Consider the following 21827-nt stretch of genomic DNA (forward strand, 5'->3'; position numbering starts at 1 on the left):
TATCAAGAAGATCAAGTTTCATTTTTTTCTCCTCTTTTCAAAGAAAAAAATATACCTTTAGAATAATTTTTTCAACTCATCTGTGCGTAAGGTGAGTTAATAAGGTATGATTAATTTATGGGATGATAAAAAATTTGAGCTTTTTATAAAGCGATATTTTATCTAGCAAGTTCTCTTTGTAGTATTAAAAATAAAAGAAAAGTTTAATAGCAGCCATAAAGGAATAGCTTTTTGATGCTTATCTACAAACTGCCAAAAAATTTCCATAGTAAAAAATAGTGGTAGCAGACCGAGTAAAACGGAAACATTAGCAGTTAATTTAAGTATTATATTTGGGGCTAACACATTCATTGTTGAAGAATAGCAGCTTAAGTCTTAGCCTATCGTAACTTCTTTTCTTTTCTAACTTTGCATTTTCAGCTCATAACCAGGCATTTTCTTTAAACAGCTGTTCGTATGAGGGTTGCATACTATGATTAGACAAATATAAATTTTACAAATTATTTTACTTACCAAGAAATAATTGATTACCCCCGTGACCGCTTACCTAAAGCCTGCCTCAGGGCTTTTTTATGAAAAAATTTGACTAATGCTAGATCGGTAACGTAACTGTTAAAATTTTTTCAATACCAGGGGTGAAACCGCTCTTTTAGCACATGAGGGATACTTTCAAATGGATTTCCGATTAAATCAAGGATTACGTTTCCATTATTATTCAACTGCTCTATCTCTACAGGAAGGAAGGTAAGCTGATTATAGCGTATATCAAGCCGTCTCAGCTGAAGCAACTGACATATCTCCTTAGGAAGGCTAGTAAGCAGATTGCATCTTACGACAAGGCTTTCTAGATATGTTAGCTGTCCCATCTCTTTAGGAAGATGAGTTAGCTGATTGTCTTTTAAGTCCAGGTCTTTTAGCTTTGCTAACTGACCCATTTCTACAGGAAGGAAAGCGAGTTGGTTACTTTCTAAGCTAAGGGTTTGCAACTGGGATAGCTGCCCTATCTCTGCTGGAAGAGTAATAAGATAGTTACCTTCTAAGAAAAGTTTTTGCAGCTTAGACATTTGTCCTATCTCTGCTGGAAGGGTGCTGAGCTGGTTATAGTTTAAGTTTAATTTCTTTAGCTGAGCAAGCTGGCCTATTTCTGCAGGAAGGGAGATAAGCTGGTTGACTTCTAAGGAAAGTTCTCGCAGCTGCGAAAGTCTTCCTATCTCTACTGGAAGGGTATTAAGCTGGTTACCTTCTAATAAAAGTCTTCGCAGATTAGACAACTGCCCTAACTCAGCAGGAAGAGTGTTTAGCTGGTTATCGTTTAAATTAAGACATTTTAGATGAGAAAGTTGTATTATCTCTCTAGGAAGAATTGTGAGATGATTATTGCTTAGATAAAGCGCTTGTAACTGGGGTAGCAACACTATCTCTAAGGGTAAAAAGGTCAAACCCTTCTCTGTTAAGTTTAAACACGTAATCTCTTTGCCATGCTCTTCAATCCACCCTCCAAATAGCTCTCCTTTTCTTTCTAAAGGCAAGTACTTGATTTCTTCTTGCTCTAAGAATTCCTCTCCACCTGGAAGTTTTTTCCACATTAACAGGCGATTAGTATTTACCATATAAGAGGAGTAATTAGCCAGGGTAAGATATTTTTTTTCCTCGGTTCTCCATTTAAATTCTAATTCTAATGGAGAAAGAGCTATAGCTAGACTAAAGACTTGCTTAAAGATTGCAGCAACCTTTGCTATTTCCGGAAGTCCCTCGTCTAGCTTATAAATTTTATCTATAAGAAGAGCTCGCTCATTTACATCTCCTTGAGGAAAATGCATCTTACCTATTTGCTTATAAAGAGAAGGCATGACTTCCGTAGCCAGCAGATGATGCCATCTTTTACAGACGCTAAATAAGGGAGGAGCTACGCAAGCCTCTAAGATAGGGAGCAGCAATTCATTGGGCAAGCTTTCAATAGATCCCGAAGAGATAGGATGCATTTTATTTCCTTGGGTAGTGATGGCTTTTCAGCATTTTTATTTTTAAAGACAATATAAAAAAAAATTAAAAAGCAAGTCAAACCGATTCGTATCCTTATCAATGAAAAAAAACTCGTAGATGATCTACCGGCGCTTTTTTTTCAAATAGATCCAAGAAAAAAAGGAGGGCCTTCCAAACATTCAGGAGCAGCCACAGGTTTTGGCGATTAAGTGACGCGGCAATTTTGGTTTGGCTAAAAGAATGAGATTGATTCTTTGCCTTGTTTGAGAAAAACGGCTCTTTTTGGCGCAATGTTTTAATTCTTCTACCGCCTGATGGAATACAATACGCCTAACTTCTTCCTGTCAAGAAAGGTTGTTCTCCCATCCTAGCAATCTGCAGAAAAAGAGAGAAACTTCTTGTCTTTATAATGTGTAGGCTAGTTTAAGCTTGCCTAGTTGCGGGAAGGAAAGCGAATTACTTATTTAAAGATAAGATGGCTAAAAGTTTTTTTATTTCATTTTAGCTCACTCCAACTTAAAAAGCACTTATGGCCATTCTACAATTGAAAACGCTGCCTTATTTTTTCTGGAATATCTTCCAAAGGATTTCCCGCTAATGTAAGCATGGTAAGCTGAAACAGCTGCCCGATTTCTACAGGCAGATTGGTGAGCTGGTTTTGGCTTAAACCAAGCCTTTGCAGCTGAGACAGCTGCCCGATTTCTACAGGCAGATTGGTGAGCTGGTTTTGGCTTAAACCAAGCCTTTGCAGCTGAGACAGCTGCCCGATTTCTACAGGAAGGCTGGTGAGCTGGTTTTGATATAAGTAAAGCGATTGCAGCTGAGACAATTGCCCGATTTCTGCAGGAAGGCTGGTGAGCTGGTTCTGATTTAAGGCAAGTCTTTGCAGATGAGACAGCTGCCCGATTTCTACAGGCAGATTGGTGAGCTGGTTTTGATTTAAGTTAAGCCATTCTAGCTGAGACAATTGCCCGATTTCTGCTGGCAGAGCGGTGAGCTGGTTTTGAATTAAGGCAAGTCTTTGCAGATGAGACAGCTGCCCGATTTCTACAGGAAGGCTGGTGAGCTGGTTGTGATATAAGTAAAGCGATTGCAGCTGAGACAATTGCCCGATTTCTGCGGGCAGACTGATGAGCTGGTTTTGATCTAAGTAAAGCTCTTGCAGCTGAGGCAGTTGCCCGATTCCTGCAGGCAGGCTGGTGAGCTGGTTTTGATTTAAGTTAAGCCATTCTAGCTGAGACAATTGCCCGATTTCTGCTGGCAGAGCGGTGAGCTGGTTTTGATTTAAGTGAAGCTTTTGCAGCTGAGATAGCTTTCCGATTTCTGCAGGAAGGCTAGCAAGCTGGTTTTGGCTTAAATCAAGCTCTTGCAGTTGAGATAACTGGCATATTTCTGTGGGTAAATAAGTCAAGCCTGCTTTAGATAAATTTAGCAAAGTTAAGTCTTTACAATTTTCTTCAATCCAACCTCTAAAAAGCTCTCCTTTTTTTTCTAGAGGCAAGTGCTTAATTTCTTCTCCGCTCAAATATTCTTCCCCACCAGGAAGTTTGTTCCAAAGTAAAAGGCGATTAATGTTTAAGAAATAAGAAGCGTAATTAGCCAGCGTTAAGCCTCTTTTTTCTTCTGTTTTCTCTTTAAATTCTATTAGAGGCAAGTGCTTAATTTCTTCTCGTCTCAAATATTCTTCTCCACCAGGAAGTTTTTTCCAAAGTAAAAGGCGATTAATATTTACAAGATAAGAAGAGTAATTAGCCAGCCTTAAGCCTCTTTTTTCTTCTGTTTTCTCTTTAGATTCTAAAGGAAAAAGAGACTTGGCTAAAGTAAAGATTTGCCTAAAGATTGCATTTACCTTTGCTACTTCAGTAAGCTTTTCTTCTAGCTTATAAATCCTATCTACAATAAGAGCCTGCTCCTTAACATTTCCTTGAGGAACATGCACTTTACCTATTTGTTTATAAAGAGAAGGCATCACTTCAGAAGCCAGCAGATGATGCCATCTTTTACAGACGCTAAATAAGGAAGGAACTGCGCAAGCCTCTAAGATAGGGAGTAGCAATTCATTGGGCAAGGTTTCAATAGAGGCCGAAGAGATAGAATGCATTTTATTTCCTTGGGTAGTGATGGCCTTTTATCATTTTTATTTTTAAAGGCAATATAAAAAAATTAAAAAGGCAAGTCAAAACAATTCGTATCCTTATCACCAGAAGGGCATCGGCTAACTTGTTAAGCAAAGAGCAAGCTACTGTGTCTTGTAGGCGATAGCTAGATATAGAAGTTTTTTGCTTAGCTTTGGGCCGACCAGATTTAGCATGCTTTTGAGTTGCTATAACTTGAGGTTTTATAATCTGTATATATTTAAGCTTCTTTGCAAGCTTATCTAATTGACGCTTAGCATCACTTGGACATGAAAATTCTTGCTGCATGAGCTTAATAAAGGCTTTGGCTTCTTTCTCACCGTCCTTAAGATAATGCTTAGCTAAAGTGCGGCATTTTCTTTGATAGGCAGCTTGGTTAAAAGATGGCTACCTATCTTTGTTCAACGCCTGCATAGCAAGAAATGCTCTTAAAAGCTCGATACCCTTCTGCCATCTCTACCGTCTTGTCGTAAAGCACTTCAAATATGAGTTCTTTGGCCTCTTTGATCTGCATGGGAACAGGAGTTACAAATAAGCGTTGTTCTCTTTTAAAGGCTTGTAAGGTAGCTGGCGTATAAAAAGCACTGTCTCCTACTATATAACGATTCTCTACGGCTTGCCGAAAGCTTTTAAGATGTTCGGCCACAACTCGCGTAAAGGCGGTTTTATTGCTGCTATTGCCATCGGCCGCTTGCAAAGGGATATTGCCTTCATTGGAAGTGATGAGTTGCAAGACAGCTTGGTTTAAATCAGGCCTGTGATCGCGACTGTAGCCTTGTAATAGACGAATGCACGATTCTCCTTGTTCTAATAGGCTCTCATAAGTTTCCATCTACATGAAAACTTGTCGCATCTAAATGTAAACTTTTTACTTGGATACCCAGCACTTTGATTGTATGCAGGGCTATCTTAGTAAAAAGCTCAGTCATGCCCATTTCAAATAGCTTATCCAGTGTTCTGCCTAAAACATTATCATCAATCTGCTCGAGAATGACTGGCATACCTAGCAAATGATCGATGGGTTTGTCTTCAAAGTACTCAGAATACATGTAAAGCGTCCGACTTACAAATCCCCATCCGTTTAAGATCATGTATTCAACAGCTTATCCCTAGATTAGATGCTTATTCTTCGCCTGGTTACCTACTGCTTGATCAATAAGGTCAACTAACCCTATCTCCTCACACATTCTAAGCTACCAATTCTAAATGATCGGCGTTTTGTGTATCTATTTACATAACTTTTAGTCGTTTAATTTAAACCCTTACAGAAAACATCTTACTCGATTGGCCCTCAGAATTCCTAATTATTTTTTTGCTGAGAAATGTAAGTTATAACTTTAAATGTAGCATTATTTCTTGAGGAAAATTTCCCTACCGGCTTCTATTTAGCTCTAGATTTAACTCGTTTAGCAGATGATCTATTTCTGCCGGAAGAGTGGTAAGTTTGTTATTGCTTAAATTAAGATTTTGTAGCAGAGATAGCTGCCCTATTTCTGCCGGCAGAGAGGTGAGCGGGTTGCTTTCTAAGAAAAGGCTTTTCAGCTGGCATAGTTGCCCTATCTCTGCCGGAAGAGTGGTAAGCTGGTTGTTATCTAAGCCAAGCAATCCCAGCTGCAATAGCTGCCCTATTTCTGCCGGAAGAGTGGTAAGCTTGGTGTCATTTACAAGAGAATTTTTAACTGCAACAGTTGCTCTATCTCTACAGGTAATAAGGTTAAGCCAATTTTTGCTAAATGCAATTTCGTAATATCTTTGCTATAATTTTCAATCCCTTCCTTAAAAAATTTGTCTTTTTCTTCTAAGGATAAAGCTTTAATTTCTTCTCTTTCTAAATACTCTTCTCCTCCGCCAAGTTCTTTTCACATTAAGAGGCTATTGATATTTACAAGATAAGAGCAGTAATTAGTGAGGGTAAAATATTTTTTTTCTCGGTTTTCCACTTAAATTCTAAAGGAGAAAGAGAGGTAGCTTGAGTAAAGATTTGCCTGAAGATTGCATAGACCTTTACTGTCTCTGAAAGCTTTTCTTCTAGCTTATAAAGCCTATCTAAAATAAAAGTCTGTTCGCTAATATCTCTATGAGGAGCATGCATCTTACCCGTTTGCTTATAAAGGGAAGACATGACTTCCGTAGCCAGCAAATGTCGCCATCTTTTACAAACGCTAGATAGGGAAGGGTTAACGCAAGCTCCTAAAATAGGGGCTAGTATCTCATTAGGCAATTGTTCTAAGGTGATGGAAGAAATAGGATTCATTATACCGCCTTTTGTAATAAATTTTATGTATGCGTTTGTTAGCTAATAATCTAGAAATGCATCTAAAAGAAAACAAATTTAAAAGAAAATAAGGAAGTAATTTATTTAGACTAGCAAGTGCAAAAGTTTTACATCAACTTATCCTGATAATTTGGAAAATTTAAATCTGAGAGGCAAGCTTTTCTTTTTTAGGAAGAAGAATGCTATCTAGACTTGTCACCACCTCAAGAAAATGATTTGAATAAGGCTCATTGGCTGTCTGATACCTATTCTTTCCATGTAAAATTAGTGATAATAGAAGCAAGGGTCCTAAAAAGATTCCTCTTTCATTTAACTTACTATCTTTTTACTAGTTTCTTTGATGATTTACACTACACTAGGGCTAGCTTATAAAGAACACTCAAAAAAACTAGCTTCTAAATCCTTCCCTAGCAAGCATGCAGATCAATTTTTCTTGCTGGTATTAGATCCTTAGTAAGCAATACTTTTAAAAGTTAACAGGAAAAACCTGCTAATCTTTAAATCTTTTGCCTTTCCCCTCTTCCCTTCTTTACAAAAAAAAATTGCATGGAGCTTTACTAAAAATGTTTATGAACAACTTAAGAGTTAGTAGAGTATTTTAAAATAGAAGACGAAGTGTTCTTTCTTATAGATAAAAAATCTATGAAAAAAATAAAAACCTTACTTAAAATAAGCCTTGATCGTTACCTTAACAATCAATATTTATATCTAATCTTTATTTTGAAAATAATGAATAAATGTACAGACAAAGATACTTCTTTAAATAGCCAAGCTTTAGACCTTAATGATAGGATGGTAGCAGAGAGAGGGACAGGCAAATGGAGGCGAATCATTATAAAATGGAACCAAATCTGTCCTCATGATTCCACGGCAAGAATCCAGCATTGTTATGCCGCTGTTATTCATACCAAAAATATGAATATTTATGGGGACGATGAAAAATCTCTTTTAGCTTGGAAATTTGGAGCGCTTGCGCTCTTTAGCCCAATTTTTTATGTAGCTAAAACTATCTTTCACCTTTTTTTTCCACTATCTATTTACAAATATTACGATCTTGAAAAGAAGAAATGGGAAGCACTAAGAGCTAACCCCCATCCATTAAACCCCTCATCTTCTCTCCACCAAAAACAACCAAAGTTAACAAGAATCATTTTAAATAATTGCTTAGATATTTGTAGAACTCCTCTTTATGCGTTGACTATTTCTATTACATCTTTAGGAACCCTTGTTTTATCCCTTTTTAATTCACGCTACTTATATGAAGGGCGAGAAATTCTAGGAAATTTACAGTTATCCCTTAATTGGGAACGGCGAAAACCTTATTATTTTGAAACCATAGCTCCATGTATGCTTCCTATTGATAATTTAAAAGATATTGCTTTCAAGCGCTCATACACACACGGGGATACGGATTATGAAGGCCCACCGGGTACTCTTGTGCATGGGCTTAATAATTTGGCGCGCTGCCACGTTCTTTATTGGAAAAGTTCTAACAAGAAAGAAAAAATTATTAAGCCTTATAGAAGCAGCTTTTTAGAGAGAACAATCTTTGTAAATTCAATAAATCATTAAAAAATAGGAAGGACTAGATCTCTCGGCTTAAGCAGCTTTACCTTGATTGTTTTAACAATCAAAGTAAAGCCAAACAAGGCAGTAATAGTGCAAACCACTAAACCTGAAGTAGAAAGAGGTATATTGTAAACAGTTAAAATATGGCGTGCCAGGGCTACACCTATAACTGAGGCAAGGCTTCCTAAAGCAGCAGCTAATAACAACAACATTTTAAGATTGTGAGTGATAAGCCTAGCTGTTAAGACAGGCCCCGTAATAAAAGCCAATACCATTAAAACCCCCACCGCTCTAAAAGCTCCCATCGTAGTAGCTGCCACTTGAACCATGAGTAAATAATTAAAGAAGATCGTCGATATTCCTAAAGCTTTGGATAGATAGGGATCAAAGGTAGTAATTTTAAATTCTTTAATAAACAAGCTGATAGAAAGAACATTTAAAAATACAATAACCCATACAAATTTACAATCTTCCCATTGAAGAGCATCTACATTTCCCATGACGACTTCTATGCCTACATGGGCATTACGTGTCAACAAGGTAACTAGCACGATTCCTAAGGCAAATAAGCTGGTAAATACAATGCCCATGCTAGCGTCTTCTTGTAGGCGGGCAACTTTAGTCAAGCAGTCAGTTAATAAGGCAGTCAGCAAGCCTACAGCCAATGAAGCTAAAAGCATAAATTTAATATCAATAGAAGAATAATGAGTCTCATTTTCCAATAAACTGTTTTGCGACAATACAAAAGCACTTACAATTCCTAATAAGATTGTATGCGATAAAGAATTGGCTAGCATTGTCATTTTACGCAAGACCAGAAAAGTTCCTACTAAAGCTGCTGAAATAGCCACGCCTATTAAAACAACCATTTGAATTTCATCCGCAACCATTTCACTTAATGAAATTTTACCGGCAATGAAACTGTATAGACGTATAAACAGCTGCAGAAAAAAGCCAAAGAAGTTCTGATTGGTATAGGGGTTGAAATAGGTAGTGTTTATACTATTCATAAGTTAATTTGGGCGGGAATCAGTTGATGGTGAGGGTCGCGTTTGGGGTCATTTAATAATATTATTAATTTATCTTCCAGCTCCGGAGTGATAACATGCTCCATCTCTTCAGCATTCAAGTGTACTTTTTCTGCCCCAATTCCCAGATAGTCTACCAGATAAACCTCCCAAAGACGATGCAAGCGAACAATTTTAGCTGCCCAAACATTTCCTTCTTTGGTTAGTTGATAAGCTTTCTTGCCAGCGTTTACCATCCAGCCATTACGCACAAGCCGCCAGAGAACAAAACGCAGATATAACTTGGAAGCACTTTGATACTTAGCAATTTGCTCAAAAGATACTGGATGTCCTCCTTGGATACGCCAAATAGCTTTAAGAAGATTTTCACACATGCAGCGGTGGCGAAATTTGGCAATGCGTACCACCCGTAAAAGTACGCCTCGCTCGGGAGCTAGTAAGAGGGAAAGCAAGCAAATAAAAGAGGAGACTAAAACAATCATGGGACCTGTAGGAAGCGCTAGCCGAGCTGAAGGATAAAGAGAAGCTAAAGAGTTAGAAACTTCTATAGAAAGATAATTGCCCAAATACCCACTAATCAACCCAAAACAGGCTGCCAAGACTAACATTATTGGAAGCCTGTTTGTGTATTGCCGAGCTGCCGCTGCAGGGCTAATCAACATAGCAGACATTAATACTACGCCTACTGAACGAATGCCAATTACCACGGCTAAGACGATCAAGAAAAAAATAATAGCCTCGATTCCTGAAACGTTTATTCCTAGGCTTTTGGCATAATCTTTATTAAATAAAATAGTTTGTATTTCTTTATAAAGCAAAATAAGGGTTAAAGTAATCAACGAGGCCAAAGTCCCATAAACGAATATATGAATATCTGTCATGGTAGCAGCTTGGCCGTACAGATAAACTTGCGCCTGTCGATAAAGAGTTGAAAAAGAAAATTGAACTTGGCTAGCCAGCGTTAGGCCTATCCCAAAAAAAGCCGCTAAAATAAAACATAATGCTGAATCGCTACGAACCCTAAGAGATTTTTCTAGCCAGTGGATAGCCCACAGGCCTGCTAAAGCTGTCAGTCCAGCAGCTATCATAATCAGGCCGGCCACCACCATCTCTTGATCTTCGTCTAGGTGGAGCATTCCTGCCAAAATAACACCTATCATCACACCTGGATAGGCTGCATGAGAAAGACTCTCCCCTAGTAAAGACTCTTTACGTAAAAAGACTAATACACCCACTAGAGAAGCTCCTAAGCACATTAGCATCGAACCAAGTGTAGGAGCTCTCAGAACAGCGTCGGTAAAATAATAATAGGGCGAGTTAGCAAATAACATATGTTTATGAAGCAGCTCCTTTGATTTTGTCTTGAGATAATTTCACTGCTTCATCGAATAAAGAAAAGCTTTTGCCATAGGTAGCTTGTAAATTATCAGCTTTGAATATTTTTTCCACCGGCCCGCATGCCACTAAACGCATATTAAGCAATATAGCCCAATCAAAGTAATTTTCAACATTGTTTAAATCATGATGAACAATAAAAACACTTTTTCCTTGAGCTTTCAGTTGGATTAGAATTTTCATAATAATTTTTTCTGTTGCTATATCTATACCCGCAAAAGGCTCATCCATAAAATATAAATCTGCTTCTTGCAACATAGCACGAGCAATAAATACCCGTTGTTGCTGCCCACCTGATAGCTGGCTAATTTGCCGATCGGCATAAGCTCCCATGCCAACCATTTCTAGATAGCGATGGGCAGCCATTCGATCTGCTTTACGCGGCCATCTCAATAAGCCTAGCCTTCCATAACATCCCATTAAAACCAAATCGCGCACTGTAATGGGAAAATCCCAGTCTACACTTTGACGTTGGGGAATATAAGCAATCCTTTTACGAACTTTTTTTAAAGGTAAACCAAAAAATTCAATTTTTCCTGAAATAGGTTTTACTAGCCCCAGAGCAGATTTTATAAGAGTACTCTTGCCAGCACCGTTAGGTCCTAGAATACCTACAAGCAGGCCTGAAGGCACTTTAAAATTAATGTCCCATAGTACAGGGGTTTTGTCATAATTAACGGTAAGCTGATGAGCTTCTAGTACGGAAGATTGTGTCTGCAGTTTTTTCATCCTTCAACCTTTAAGCATCTTTTAATCCAATCGGCATCATGTTTAATCATTTTCTGATAAGTTTCCCCACTAGAGCCAGCAGAACCCATAGCATCAGCATAGAGACAACAAGGAGCAATAGTAATATCTAATCCTTTTTCCTTACCTGCTGAAATGATTTTACGAAGAGAATCTTTGCTAACATTAGATTCCGGAAAAATAACCTGTATTCTATGTTTAAAAAGATAATCTATAATCTCTTGGATATGGCTGGTACTCAATTGACTCTCAGGTGCTAAACCTTCTGGGGAGGCAACCCTGTGCACCCATTTCCCATTTATTCTTTCTTCTTCCGTAGCTAGATAAGCTCTGGCAAAATAGTTAAATGCATCATGGCTGGTTACTAGGTAACGCTTCTCAGACGGAATTAACCCTAGCTCGTATTTAATCTCTCGATCACTCTGAAGTAAATCCTGCATAAGTTTTTCGCCATTAGCATGGAATACTTCAGCGTGCATGGGATCATTAACACTTAATACTTCCACGATATAGGGAATAATTTTTGCCCATATAGCCATGTCCATCCAGATATGAGGATCAATCTGCCCTTGACTATAAATAACTAAGGAGGGGTAATCTTTAATTATCTTATTTCCTAAACCCACTGCCTTTTTATTACTTTCTAAGAATCTTTGTAAGCTGGGTCCATGTTCTAAACCTAATCCATTGTAAAACACCACATCTGCATAAGCTAACTTTTCATCATCCCCTTTCACAAGCTGATAAGTATGTGGGTCTAGATCCCCTCTCATTAGAGTTAAATTATCGATATATTCTCCCCCTACTTGTTGCACGATATCGCCGATCATGGCAATGGTCGATAAAGCTTTAATTTTACCGTTCTTTAAACCAAAGCCCTCTCTTTCTATACGACGATGCTGGTCCTCAGAGGTGCAAGCTACCATTAGAAACACACTCATCCATAGGCACATTTGTAGCCACAATTTCATGAATTTTGCTCCTCAGCCATTTGGCGCAAAAAACTAAAGGTATAGAGGCCTTGATTGCAACCAGACGTAAAATAAATGCGTAAAGCGTAATGTCCTACCCTTTCAATCGTAGAGGCTCGTAGCTCGTCAGTATGAGTTTTTTCATCCCCTACTTTGTTCTCTACGTTTTTTTCTATGCATCCAGCACAAGGACAACGACGTTGCAAATCAGACAAATAGAAGTCTGCCATTAAGCCATCGCTCCATTGCAGAGTAAAAGTAGCAGGATCTTTTTGAAAAAATTTTTCCACTCCCAAAGTTGTACTCTTATTTATTGCTGCCAATTGCTCCATCATTTTTTTTGCTAAATTTATAAAAGTCTTACTAATCGCTTGAGCTGCTAGGGTCTTTTCCTCAAAAAATGAATTTCCTTTATCGCCACTATGGGAAATTTCAGCGCTTATTGGAATTTGGGCTAGAAGAGAAAAGCCTGCTTCTTTAGCTAAACGCCCCCCTCCCCCTTGACCAAAAGGATAAACAGGTTTTAAATTGGGGGTGATCTGATAATAACTCATGTTTTCTATAACACCTAGAATAGGAATTTTCATTTGATAAAACAGGTCCATTGCTTTTCTTACATCCATTAACGCCACTTCTTGGGGAGTTGTCACCAAGATTGCAGCATTCAATTGAGCGTTTTGGCTCAAGGTTAGTTGAATGTCACCCGTTCCCGGTGGAAAGTCAATTAATAAAAAATCTATTTCTCCCCAATCTACATTTTTAATGAATTGTTGAACAATAGTGTTAGCTATGGGAGCACGAATGGCTGCAGCTTCATCGTCGCGCCTAAAATAAGCCATAGATATAACCTTAATTCCCTGGCATATAGCTGGTAGAATACGTTCATCGCATTGCTCTGGCATCTTATCTTCAGGTAACATGCGACGGATAGAAGGACCGTAAATATCGGCATCTAGTATCCCTACCTTAAAGCCTAAATCTTTTAAAGCCCTTGCCAGATTCACCGTGACACATGATTTTCCTACTCCACCTTTCCCCGCAGCAATGCCAATAATAGCATGCGCAAGAGTTGCCGAAGCTTCAAAAGCAACTGGAAACATAGGTAGTGGCATGATTGCACCTAGCATATAAGGTTTTACAGACAAAGGAAGTCGCTAGCCATTCTTTAAAAGCCTATAGTACTAAATGAACAGATTACCTTCAAACGTTTAAAAAAACATATTCTTACTCTACTATTATTTGTGCGGGTAGTAATGAGGCAGAAATTATATGTTTATGAATAAATTTTAGGTTGCACAAAATTCATATAAATCTATAATTTTCATTAGTAAATAAAGAAATCAATACTTTTCCTCTTCCCGCTTCACTACAAACAAAGTTTAGGAAAACTCAAGGTTTCGGAACGCAATAAAAAACAGCGTTATTTATAACTCTAACGAAAATAAAAATTAAGTAGGTATATCAATGAGTACAAGCTCAAAATCCGATTCAAAACAATTGGAAAGTCTTATTCAAACGGCTGTTAAGAAATTAGGTGCCAAGAAAGAAAATGATATTTGTCGCTACATTCCTTCTTCAACAGGTGGTTATATCCATCATTTTACCATGCGCAAAATGAAGACAGAAGATCCTGAACAGCTCACTGATATGATTTTAAAATACATTATTAATGTCGATAAGCCCTCGCCTGTAACACCCAAGCAGCGAGCTGCTAGAGGCTCACGCAAGCGTAGAGACCAAATTCTATTTTCCAAGCAGGACATTGAACGCATGCTGAACATGGCCCGTTTAGCAGGTGATAAAGAAATGATTCGTAAACTCACTCCAAAAAAAGACTTACGTTCTATCAAAAGAGAGCTCATTGCATCCATTAGGCACGGTAAAGTGGAGCAAGACCTTTGGACATCTTATGTTGAAGCCATCAGCTTGAACAATAATCTTGCTGCCTCTGCCAACTCCTTGGCCCCTCAATATAGCTAAATAATTAGGCCTTCGAAATGTACATGCTTACTTATACTTCGAAGGCTTTTCATCCACTCAATCTTCTCTTTTAGATTTTTAACTTTTAGACCCCAACCCTGCTCAGTAGCAAAATTAAACATATTTTGTCTCTTCTCTAGACTTTCTTTTAAGCACCTTAACAAAGCACCTTTCCGCTTCTAATAGCTTGGCATTTACTACTAGAAAAAGTTTAAAAGGTTACCATAGAGTGGAAGATTGACTTAACCATGTTTTCAAATAACTCTTCACGCTATCAGAGGTTAACAAAACCATGCTTTTAGAGCGATAAACCCTTTTTAGAGGTCTACATGCTTTTTTATAGCACACAAAGTGCAGAATTACACCGTAAATTATAGATCTAACAAAAAGGCGAGCCCCTAACCTATTTTTTTTAAGGTTTAGCAAAAGCTTTTTTGCTCTAGCCTACTTTGTGGAGTCATGCCGGTATATGCTAATTTTAACAAAATGAAAGTAAGTTATAAATCATCGCCCTCTTTCCACCCCCTATCCTTTCCTTGTCTTTACTCTTGCCTATTAATTAAAAATGTTTTACATTATGCATTCTCATTATAAACAAAAGTGTTTTTTATTAAATTCTTAAGTGTTACAAGTGGATGCTAATTAAGCACATATAACGCTTATTTTACAATCAGAGGTTTTGATATATGGCACAAAATGCTGGACAAGAGTTTAGTAAGGTGCGGTCATTTTTTTGGCCCGTCCATAACTATGAGCTCAAAAAGCTTTTACCTATGTTCTTGATGTTTTTCTTTATTTCTTTTAACTATACTATCCTGCGTGATACAAAAGATACGCTAATTGTAACAGCTTCTGGAGCTGAAACTCTTCCTTTCTTAAAAGGATGGGGTGTGGTCCCTGCTGCAGTTATTTTCATGCTCTTGTATGCTAAACTGAGCAATATTCTTAGCAAAGAGGCCCTTTTTTATACGGTCCTTACACCCTTCTTGGTCTTTTTCGCTCTTTTTGCTTTCGTTCTCTATCCCAATAGAGAGCTTCTTCATCCCACGACCTCAGCAGATTATCTACAGTCAATCTTACCTGCAGGTTTAGGCGGCTTAGTCGCTTGCTACAGAGATTGGACATTTTCTCTGTTTTATATTTTAGCAGAACTATGGGGAAGCGCCGTGTTATCTTTGATGTTCTGGGGCTTTGCCAATGATATTATGCGTGTGACTGAAGCTAAGCGTTTTTATACTCTGCTAGGCCTTGGAGCGAATGTTGCCTTGCTTGTTTCTGGCCCTACGATTGTCTATTTTTCTAGGATCCAGAGTCGCATTCCCGCTGGCGTAGATCCATGGCAAGTTTCTCTTAACTATCTAATGACTTTCGTTGTTTTAGCTGGTGTATCGGTGCTTGCTATCTACTATTGGATGAATAGAAACGTTTTGACCGATCCACGCTTCTATAACCCTGAAGAGGAAAGAAAAGGAAAAAAATCTAAACCTAAAATGGGTATTTTAGAAAGTTTTGCTTTTCTAGCTAAATCTAAGTACATTCTCTGCATTGCTATGCTTGTCATTTCTTATGGCATTTGCATTAATTTAGTGGAAGTAACTTGGAAAGGACAACTTAAGCTACAATACAAAAATCCTAATGATTACAATGCTTTTATGGGCATATTTTCTACCATTACAGGATTGATGACAATTATCATGATGTTCTTAGGCGGCTGGATTACCCGCAAAAAAGGCTGGGGCTTTGCTGCTATGGCAACACCTATTGTTTTATTAATAACAGGAATCGGTTTCTTTTCTTTTGTTATATTTAGGGACCACCTTGCCGGCTTCATTAGCTACTTTGGCACGACTTCACTTATGCTAGCAGTAATCTTTGGTATGATACAAAATATTATGAGTAAATCGACGAAATACTCTTTATTTGATCCGACGAAAGAGATGGCTTATATTCCTCTTGACCAAGAATCCAAGGTCAAAGGCAAGGCTGCTATTGATGTGGTTGGTGCACGTCTTGGTAAATCTGGAGGTTCTTTTATTCAACAAGGTCTGCTTGTTGCATTCGGATCGCTAGCCGCCATTACTCCTTATGTAGCTATCATTATGACCATCTTTATCCTCATTTGGTTAGCTGCAGTAAGATCGCTAAACCGTCAATTTACAGCTTTAACTCATGAAAAAACTGATACTTCTGAAGGGTCTACTCTGGTAGGAACAGAGGGAACTGCAAAAATATCGGGTTGATTAAAAGCTTGGCCTTAATACAAGCCACTTGCTTGAACCTCTGTTCAAGCAGGTGGCTTTTTTATTTATGGATAGCTTAAAAGGAGATGAATATCTATCATTTCTTTGTCTAATAACTTTTCTTAAGTCTTGCATCTTATAGATACAGCTAGCACGAGGTAAGATAGATAATAACAATAAATTTATTGATTAGAGTTTACTTATGCAACAACTGATCTAGCCTTTTTGGACTTCAAGGGTAACCACATAGATCAAACCAGGGTTAAGTAACAACTTGGGGTTCTCTTTCAATTTTATAGACAGAATGACCTTTTCTTTGTTATCCTATCTGCTTACCCTTTTCTATCAAATGAAAGCTTTAAATAAGGAAACGAATTGTCATGGAAAAACAAAAGCGCTGGCAATTATATCTGATATTAGCGGTCATCATTTTGACGCTATTCAACATTTTGCCAACAATTTTCTACTATACTAAACCTCTTAAATCCCCTATCGACGCAACTCGTGCCCAAGAAATTGCTGTTGCTATCGCCAATAGGACAAATGAACTTGAGCAGAATGCTACTGATTGGCTGCATTCGTTTGCTAAGCTACTAGGTGTAAAGCCCCGATCTATCGAGCTACAAAAAAACAATCCTCAATATATTGAAGTGAATTTTAATAATACGCAAGACGCCTCTCTTTTCAGGCGTTTTTTACCTAGAGCTGGAGCATTAATCCCATTTGTTCCTGCTCAACTCGAGCTCTATCCTCAGGTAGATGAGCAGAGCACACAAGTCATCGTTTCTCGAAAAATAAACATTCATTTTAATTCTCAAGATTTACAAGAATTTTTTCAGTATGCTTACAAACAAAATGCTGAAGGGCAAATTACTGACTTTTATCGTCAATTAGTTGAAGACCGTGTGGCCCAGTTAGCTCTAGCTTTTGGCAGCACAAGCAAACCAGCCACCCTTTTGCAAGCAATTAAAAATAACCCCACTAGCTCTTACGATGATCTTGTACTCAACCTTGCCAGTGAAATTGTAGAAGCAAATAAAGCCTTACAAGCTAATCAAGCAATGGCTAAACGCTATTTTGCTAGCTTTACCCAGCTTAGTTCTCCCTCTAAGGATAATCTAGTTAGCAAATTTTTATCTCGCGCAGAAGCTCTAAAGGCAGGTTTGGGAGCCAAGAAAGACACCTTGGCCCAAGAAATAAAAAAAGCAGAAGAGAGCAAGCAAACGGTTGATTCTAGCCAACGGCAAGCTTTAACTCTTCTAGAAGGACAACGCCATACTTTAAGCCAAGCCATTTCTATCCTTCAACAACGGGCAGTTGATTTTAAAGCTAGCCAACAAGCTTTAACGCCAGAAAAAGTCAAAAGCTTAATTCAAGCTAGCCAAAAGGACTCTACAGCTAATGATAAACTACAGATAGTGTCACTAGATGGAAGCAATCCTTTTGTTCAAGGGCTGGTTATTGATTGGTCAAATGAGAAAATCTTTCTTCAACTTTATCCAGATATTCAAGCCATCCGCCAAGCTCCTAGCAGAGATGAAGAAGCGGATGTTTTAAGAGATAAAATAAACAATCTAATAATCAACGATATTGCACGTGCAGGCCGTTTAACGGATGAAAATTTAATACCTTGGGAAGAAACCTTTGGCGTTAATCTTTCACAATTGACCAATCCCCACAGCTTCTTAGCGTTAAATTTAACCGCCGTCGCTGAAAAACAAATCCAGCTGCTGCTGAATCAATTAGAAGAAGTATGGCTACCCAAACATGCTGAGCTAACCCGTGAAGCCTATCCCCTAAGAGACTATGCTTCGTATACAAAATCTAAGCCTGAAGAGCAAAAACTAGGTTTACTCGTATACGCACCTTCTGCACAGCAGAGCCCTACCTTACCAGGATTTAACAATGGCTCTATCTATGTGGTTGCAAGAGGAATGGATAGCATCATGCAAAAATATCGCCAAATGCCCGATTCTCCTGAAAAACGAGAATTTCTTCATGATATCGAGCAGCTCCATTATACCTTGCAAGCCAATGGCTTTGTAGGCTATTCAGGGGCCACCTTCGGATTACCAGCTGAATTTAGCAAAGATTATATCTTTGAGCTCAATGATTACTATGATACCTTGCTTAAAGCTACACGCGAGAATTTCTATACTAAAGGCAGCAAGCGCCACGCCTTGCTAGACTTTACAGATGTCGAGCAGCGTATACTAGCTACGAACGCTATCGAAGATCGTCAGCAAGAAGACTTACTTAAATGGGAAGAAGAATACCGCTCTGCCCAGGTAGACTTGGATATTACTAACCATTATCTAGTTCCTGCCCCAACCAAAAACCCCTACTGGCAAAATTTCAAGCTTAGCTTCGCAAAATTTTTCCGCGGTGATGATCGTAAGATTCTTAAGCTTGGCTTAGATCTTTCCGGTGGTAAAACAGTACGCATAGGCCTCAGAGACCAAAATGGGCGAGAAGTCACCAATCCTGAAGATTTAAAACAAGCTGTTAATGAATTATATACACGCATTAACAAAATGGGGGTCTCAGAACGTACCATTCACTTAGAAGGCAACAACATTGTTTTAGACTTTCCTGGCTCGCAAAACATGTCAGCTACGGATCTTGTCAAAGCCTCTGCCATGTATTTTCATGTAGTCAATGAGAAATTCACACCTAACAATCCTGCTTTAAAAGAAGCTGTCAATCAGTTTTTACAAAATGTATGGAATGAAGCGGTAGTTACTAATCGTACAGATATTGATAGTGTGAATGAGATTGCCTGGCACCATTTAGGAGGTGACTTGGCTACAGGTGAGCTGACAGGCCCACGTTCAGAATATGCCACTCTGCTATATGAGAGCGGCCTACGTCTAGCTGATCCTAAGCATAAGGAAGTAAGCAATACTTACAACGATACACTTTCTTCAGTCGCCATTTTACGTGGTAAGGATTTTTCAGAATGGAATAACCAGGCCCATCCCTTGCTAATCGTTTTCCACCATTATGCATTAGAGGGTTCTAGCTTAACAAACATTCAAGTGGGCTATGATTCTTCTGAAGGAAATACGCTTTCTTTCAGTGTAAAAAGCTCATATGATGGTTCACGCATGGGCAGCCCACGGGATGACTTTTATACCTGGACCTCACAGTTTGCCGAAGATAAAATTGTAGGCACTCCCAAAGAAAGTTATTCCCGAGGAAAAGGGTGGCGCATGGCAGTGGTTTTAAATGGGACAATCATCAGCTCTCCCAGCCTTCGTGCAGCTCTAAAAGATTCTGCTCAGATTACTGGTCGCTTCACTCAACGTGAAGTCAATCAGCTAGCTGCCGACTTAAAAGCTGGATCCTTAAGCTTTACACCAAAAATTCTTTCAGAAGAAAATGTAAGCCCTGAATTGGGCCAAGAAGAACGCACTCGAGGAGTAGTGGCCTCTGTGGTAGCACTTACTTTGGTGGTTATCGCTATGATTGGCTACTATCACTTCGCTGGAGTTGTCGCTTCTACAGCTGTTCTTTTTAACATTCTCATCCTTTGGGGAGTTATGCAGAATATCGGCCAGCCTTTAACATTGCCGGGACTTGCGGGTATTGTCCTCACCATTGGTATGGCAGTCGATGCAAATGTGCTAGTTTTTGAAAGAATCCGGGAAGAGTTTAAGCAATCAGGACGCTTAGCTTCAGCTATTCAAGCCGGCTATCGTAAAGCTTTTAGTGCTATTATTGATTCCAATATCACCACTATTATTGCTGCCCTCATTCTTATTCAATTTGATTCTGGTCCTGTCAAGGGCTTTGCTGTAACTTTGATCATTGGAATTATTTCCTCTATGTTCACTGCCCTGTTCATGACACGGTACTTTTTTGCTGGGTGGATACAAGATCCTAAGCATAAATCCTTGTCTATGTCCCAGCTGATCGGCAATACTCACTTTGATTTCTTAAAGCATGCTAGAAGTGCTATAATCATCTCTTTCGCTATGATAGCGCTAGGAGGTTATTTTTTCTCTGCTCAATATAAAACCATGTTTGGCATGGACTTTACGGGCGGTTATTCATTAAATGTTGAGCTTGAAGAAAAGCCAGAGGGAGCAAATTATCGTCAGTTGGCAGCAGAAGCTTTACTTGCCCATGGAGCCACTGCTAACGATTTCCAGCTGCGCACCTTAAGTAAGCCTAATCAATTACGTATTCAATTAGCAACAAGCATGGAACAAAAAGGCCATCCTTTTTATCAATTGCCAGAAACCTACGTGGAAGGCAAGTTTGCTCATGAATACCAAAAAAATCCTCGAATTATTTGGCTTGTTAATACTTTGGCAGATAGGGGATTAAATATAGCTTCTTCACAATTAGATCAGCTGCATACTCATTGGACAGTCATTAGTGGGCAGTTTTCCGAGGCCATGCGTAACAATGCCGTCATCGGTTTAACCATTGCTTTAGCAAGTATTTTGCTATACATTACCTTCCGCTTTGAGTTTAAATTTGCCTTAGGAGCTGTAGTAGGACTAGCCCATGACGTGATCATTACCCTAGGTATATTGGCAATCTTTCAAGCGATTGGCTTTGCCGTCCAGATTGACTTGCAAGTCGTAGGAGCAATTATGACAATTATTGGTTACTCCTTAAATGATACAATCATCGTATTTGATAGAATTCGTGAAGATATGAGGATTATGCGTAAAATGAAGTTTAAAGAGATTGTCAATCATGCTTTAAACATTACTTTAAGCCGTACGCTCATGACTTCAGGTACGACCCTACTAGTCTTGCTATCATTAGTATTGCTAGGAGGCCACTCTATCTTTGCCTTCTCACTAGTCATGACGATTGGTGTCATAGTTGGTACGCTCTCTTCACTATTTATCGCCTCGCCGGTAATGCTTTATATTCACAATCGTGAAATAAAAAAATTGGAAGAGGAAATGCATCCTACCAGAAGACTATCTTCTTAGAAAGAAGGCTCTTTTAAGAGCCCTCTATTGCTTAAACAACTCCCCAAAATCACTTGGTTAAAGGATTTTTTGGAGTTGTTTAAGGCTCTACTAGCCCAGTAGAAAACCTTCTTTTATATAGCAAAATTCCTTAAGGTAAATAAGCACACCGCCGATAATTTCATGGACACCCATGAAATAGTGGCAAAAGAGTTGGGAATGATGGTTTTTAGTAATTCCTTTGGTCTGAAAGTTAAAAAACTCTTAGTTTTAAATTAACCTATCGATTAGCTAAGAGCTTTTCCTCTTCTTCCATAGCTTTCTAGGCAAAAACAACCTCTTTAGCAATTATTAAGAATAAAGAGCAGAGGAGAAAGAGGCAACCTTTTAAATATTAGGCCCATAAATTCTAAATCTCTTAAGTTAAAATGAAGCTATTCTTGCTGCATAAAGAACGATAGGAAATACTCAACCTTTTTCTTTTCTCCCTAGCCATACACTGCACGTATAGATTTCTTGACAAGAGCTTTTTATAAAGCTAGAATGAAGATCATCATCACCGGGACCATA

15 protein-coding genes are annotated in these 21827 nt (G+C 38.5%); 4 read left to right on the forward strand and 11 right to left on the reverse strand.

Translation table 11 applies throughout. From position 1 onward, the window contains the following. Positions 1-623: 623 nt before the first annotated feature. From NEOC84_RS00395 to NEOC84_RS00420, 6 genes are all read right to left on the reverse strand, one after another. On the reverse strand, positions 624-1982 hold the full coding sequence (locus tag NEOC84_RS00395; protein ID WP_166154231.1) for a hypothetical protein: 1359 nt from the start codon (positions 1980-1982) through the stop codon (positions 624-626). 539 nt (positions 1983-2521) lie between these two features. Next, entirely contained in the window at positions 2522-4084 is a 1563-nt protein-coding gene (locus NEOC84_RS00400; RefSeq protein WP_207391746.1) for a leucine-rich repeat domain-containing protein, read from the reverse strand. A gap of 425 nt (positions 4085-4509) precedes the next feature. After that, positions 4510-4950 (reverse strand): IS1634 family transposase, encoded by a 441-nt coding sequence (locus NEOC84_RS00405; protein ID WP_166154233.1) that lies wholly within the window; start codon positions 4948-4950, stop codon positions 4510-4512. Continuing rightward, positions 4937-5209: a DUF4277 domain-containing protein gene (locus tag NEOC84_RS00410; RefSeq protein WP_166154235.1), complete on the reverse strand. Its 273-nt coding sequence runs from the start codon at positions 5207-5209 to the stop codon at positions 4937-4939. Before NEOC84_RS00410 ends, NEOC84_RS00405 begins: the two co-directional genes overlap by 14 nt. Before the next feature lie 280 nt (positions 5210-5489). Then, positions 5490-5735 carry a leucine-rich repeat domain-containing protein gene (locus NEOC84_RS09695; protein WP_207391747.1) on the reverse strand — a complete coding sequence of 82 codons (246 nt, stop codon included), beginning with the start codon at positions 5733-5735 and terminating at the stop codon, positions 5490-5492. Positions 5736-6000: 265 nt separating this feature from the next. Beyond that, on the reverse strand, positions 6001-6372 hold the full coding sequence (locus NEOC84_RS00420; RefSeq protein WP_166154237.1) for a hypothetical protein: 372 nt from the start codon (positions 6370-6372) through the stop codon (positions 6001-6003). 663 nt (positions 6373-7035) lie between these two features. Between NEOC84_RS00420 and NEOC84_RS00425 the strand changes: the two genes are divergently transcribed. After that, positions 7036-7965, forward strand: coding sequence for a hypothetical protein (locus NEOC84_RS00425; protein WP_166154239.1), 930 nt, complete (start codon positions 7036-7038; stop codon positions 7963-7965). On the opposite strand, the gene NEOC84_RS00430 is transcribed toward NEOC84_RS00425, so the two are convergent. From NEOC84_RS00430 to NEOC84_RS00450, 5 genes are read right to left on the reverse strand one after another with little or no spacing between them, the layout of a single operon-like run. Further along, a complete protein-coding gene (locus tag NEOC84_RS00430) occupies positions 7962-8972 on the reverse strand; it encodes a metal ABC transporter permease (protein ID WP_166154241.1) in 1011 nt (336 codons plus the stop codon). The genes NEOC84_RS00425 and NEOC84_RS00430 overlap by 4 nt on opposite strands. Continuing rightward, entirely contained in the window at positions 8969-10321 is a 1353-nt protein-coding gene (locus tag NEOC84_RS00435; RefSeq protein ID WP_166154243.1) for an iron chelate uptake ABC transporter family permease subunit, read from the reverse strand. The genes NEOC84_RS00430 and NEOC84_RS00435 overlap by 4 nt, the downstream gene beginning before the upstream one ends. 4 nt (positions 10322-10325) lie before the next feature. Continuing rightward, positions 10326-11114 carry an ABC transporter ATP-binding protein gene (locus NEOC84_RS00440; protein ID WP_166154245.1) on the reverse strand — a complete coding sequence of 263 codons (789 nt, stop codon included), beginning with the start codon at positions 11112-11114 and terminating at the stop codon, positions 10326-10328. After that, on the reverse strand, positions 11111-12103 hold the full coding sequence (locus NEOC84_RS00445; protein WP_166154247.1) for a zinc ABC transporter substrate-binding protein: 993 nt from the start codon (positions 12101-12103) through the stop codon (positions 11111-11113). The genes NEOC84_RS00440 and NEOC84_RS00445 overlap by 4 nt, the downstream gene beginning before the upstream one ends. After that, on the reverse strand, positions 12100-13215 hold the full coding sequence (locus NEOC84_RS00450; protein ID WP_166154249.1) for a P-loop NTPase: 1116 nt from the start codon (positions 13213-13215) through the stop codon (positions 12100-12102). Before NEOC84_RS00450 ends, NEOC84_RS00445 begins: the two co-directional genes overlap by 4 nt. A gap of 352 nt (positions 13216-13567) precedes the next feature. Here NEOC84_RS00450 and NEOC84_RS00455 point away from each other — a divergent pair, with 352 nt between their 5' ends. From NEOC84_RS00455 to secD, 3 genes are all read left to right on the forward strand, one after another. Further along, on the forward strand, positions 13568-14083 hold the full coding sequence (locus tag NEOC84_RS00455; RefSeq protein WP_166154251.1) for a hypothetical protein: 516 nt from the start codon (positions 13568-13570) through the stop codon (positions 14081-14083). A gap of 686 nt (positions 14084-14769) precedes the next feature. Continuing rightward, entirely contained in the window at positions 14770-16323 is a 1554-nt protein-coding gene (locus NEOC84_RS00460; RefSeq protein ID WP_166154253.1) for an NTP/NDP exchange transporter, read from the forward strand. Positions 16324-16703: 380 nt separating this feature from the next. After that, the gene (gene secD / locus NEOC84_RS00465; protein WP_166154255.1) at positions 16704-21278 is read left to right on the forward strand and encodes a protein translocase subunit SecD; all 4575 of its coding nucleotides are present in this window, start codon (positions 16704-16706) and stop codon (positions 21276-21278) included. The last annotated feature ends 549 nt before the right edge of the window (positions 21279-21827 follow it).

The sequence above is a fragment of the Neochlamydia sp. AcF84 genome (assembly GCF_011087585.1).
Classification (GTDB): Bacteria; Chlamydiota; Chlamydiia; order Chlamydiales; family Parachlamydiaceae; genus Neochlamydia.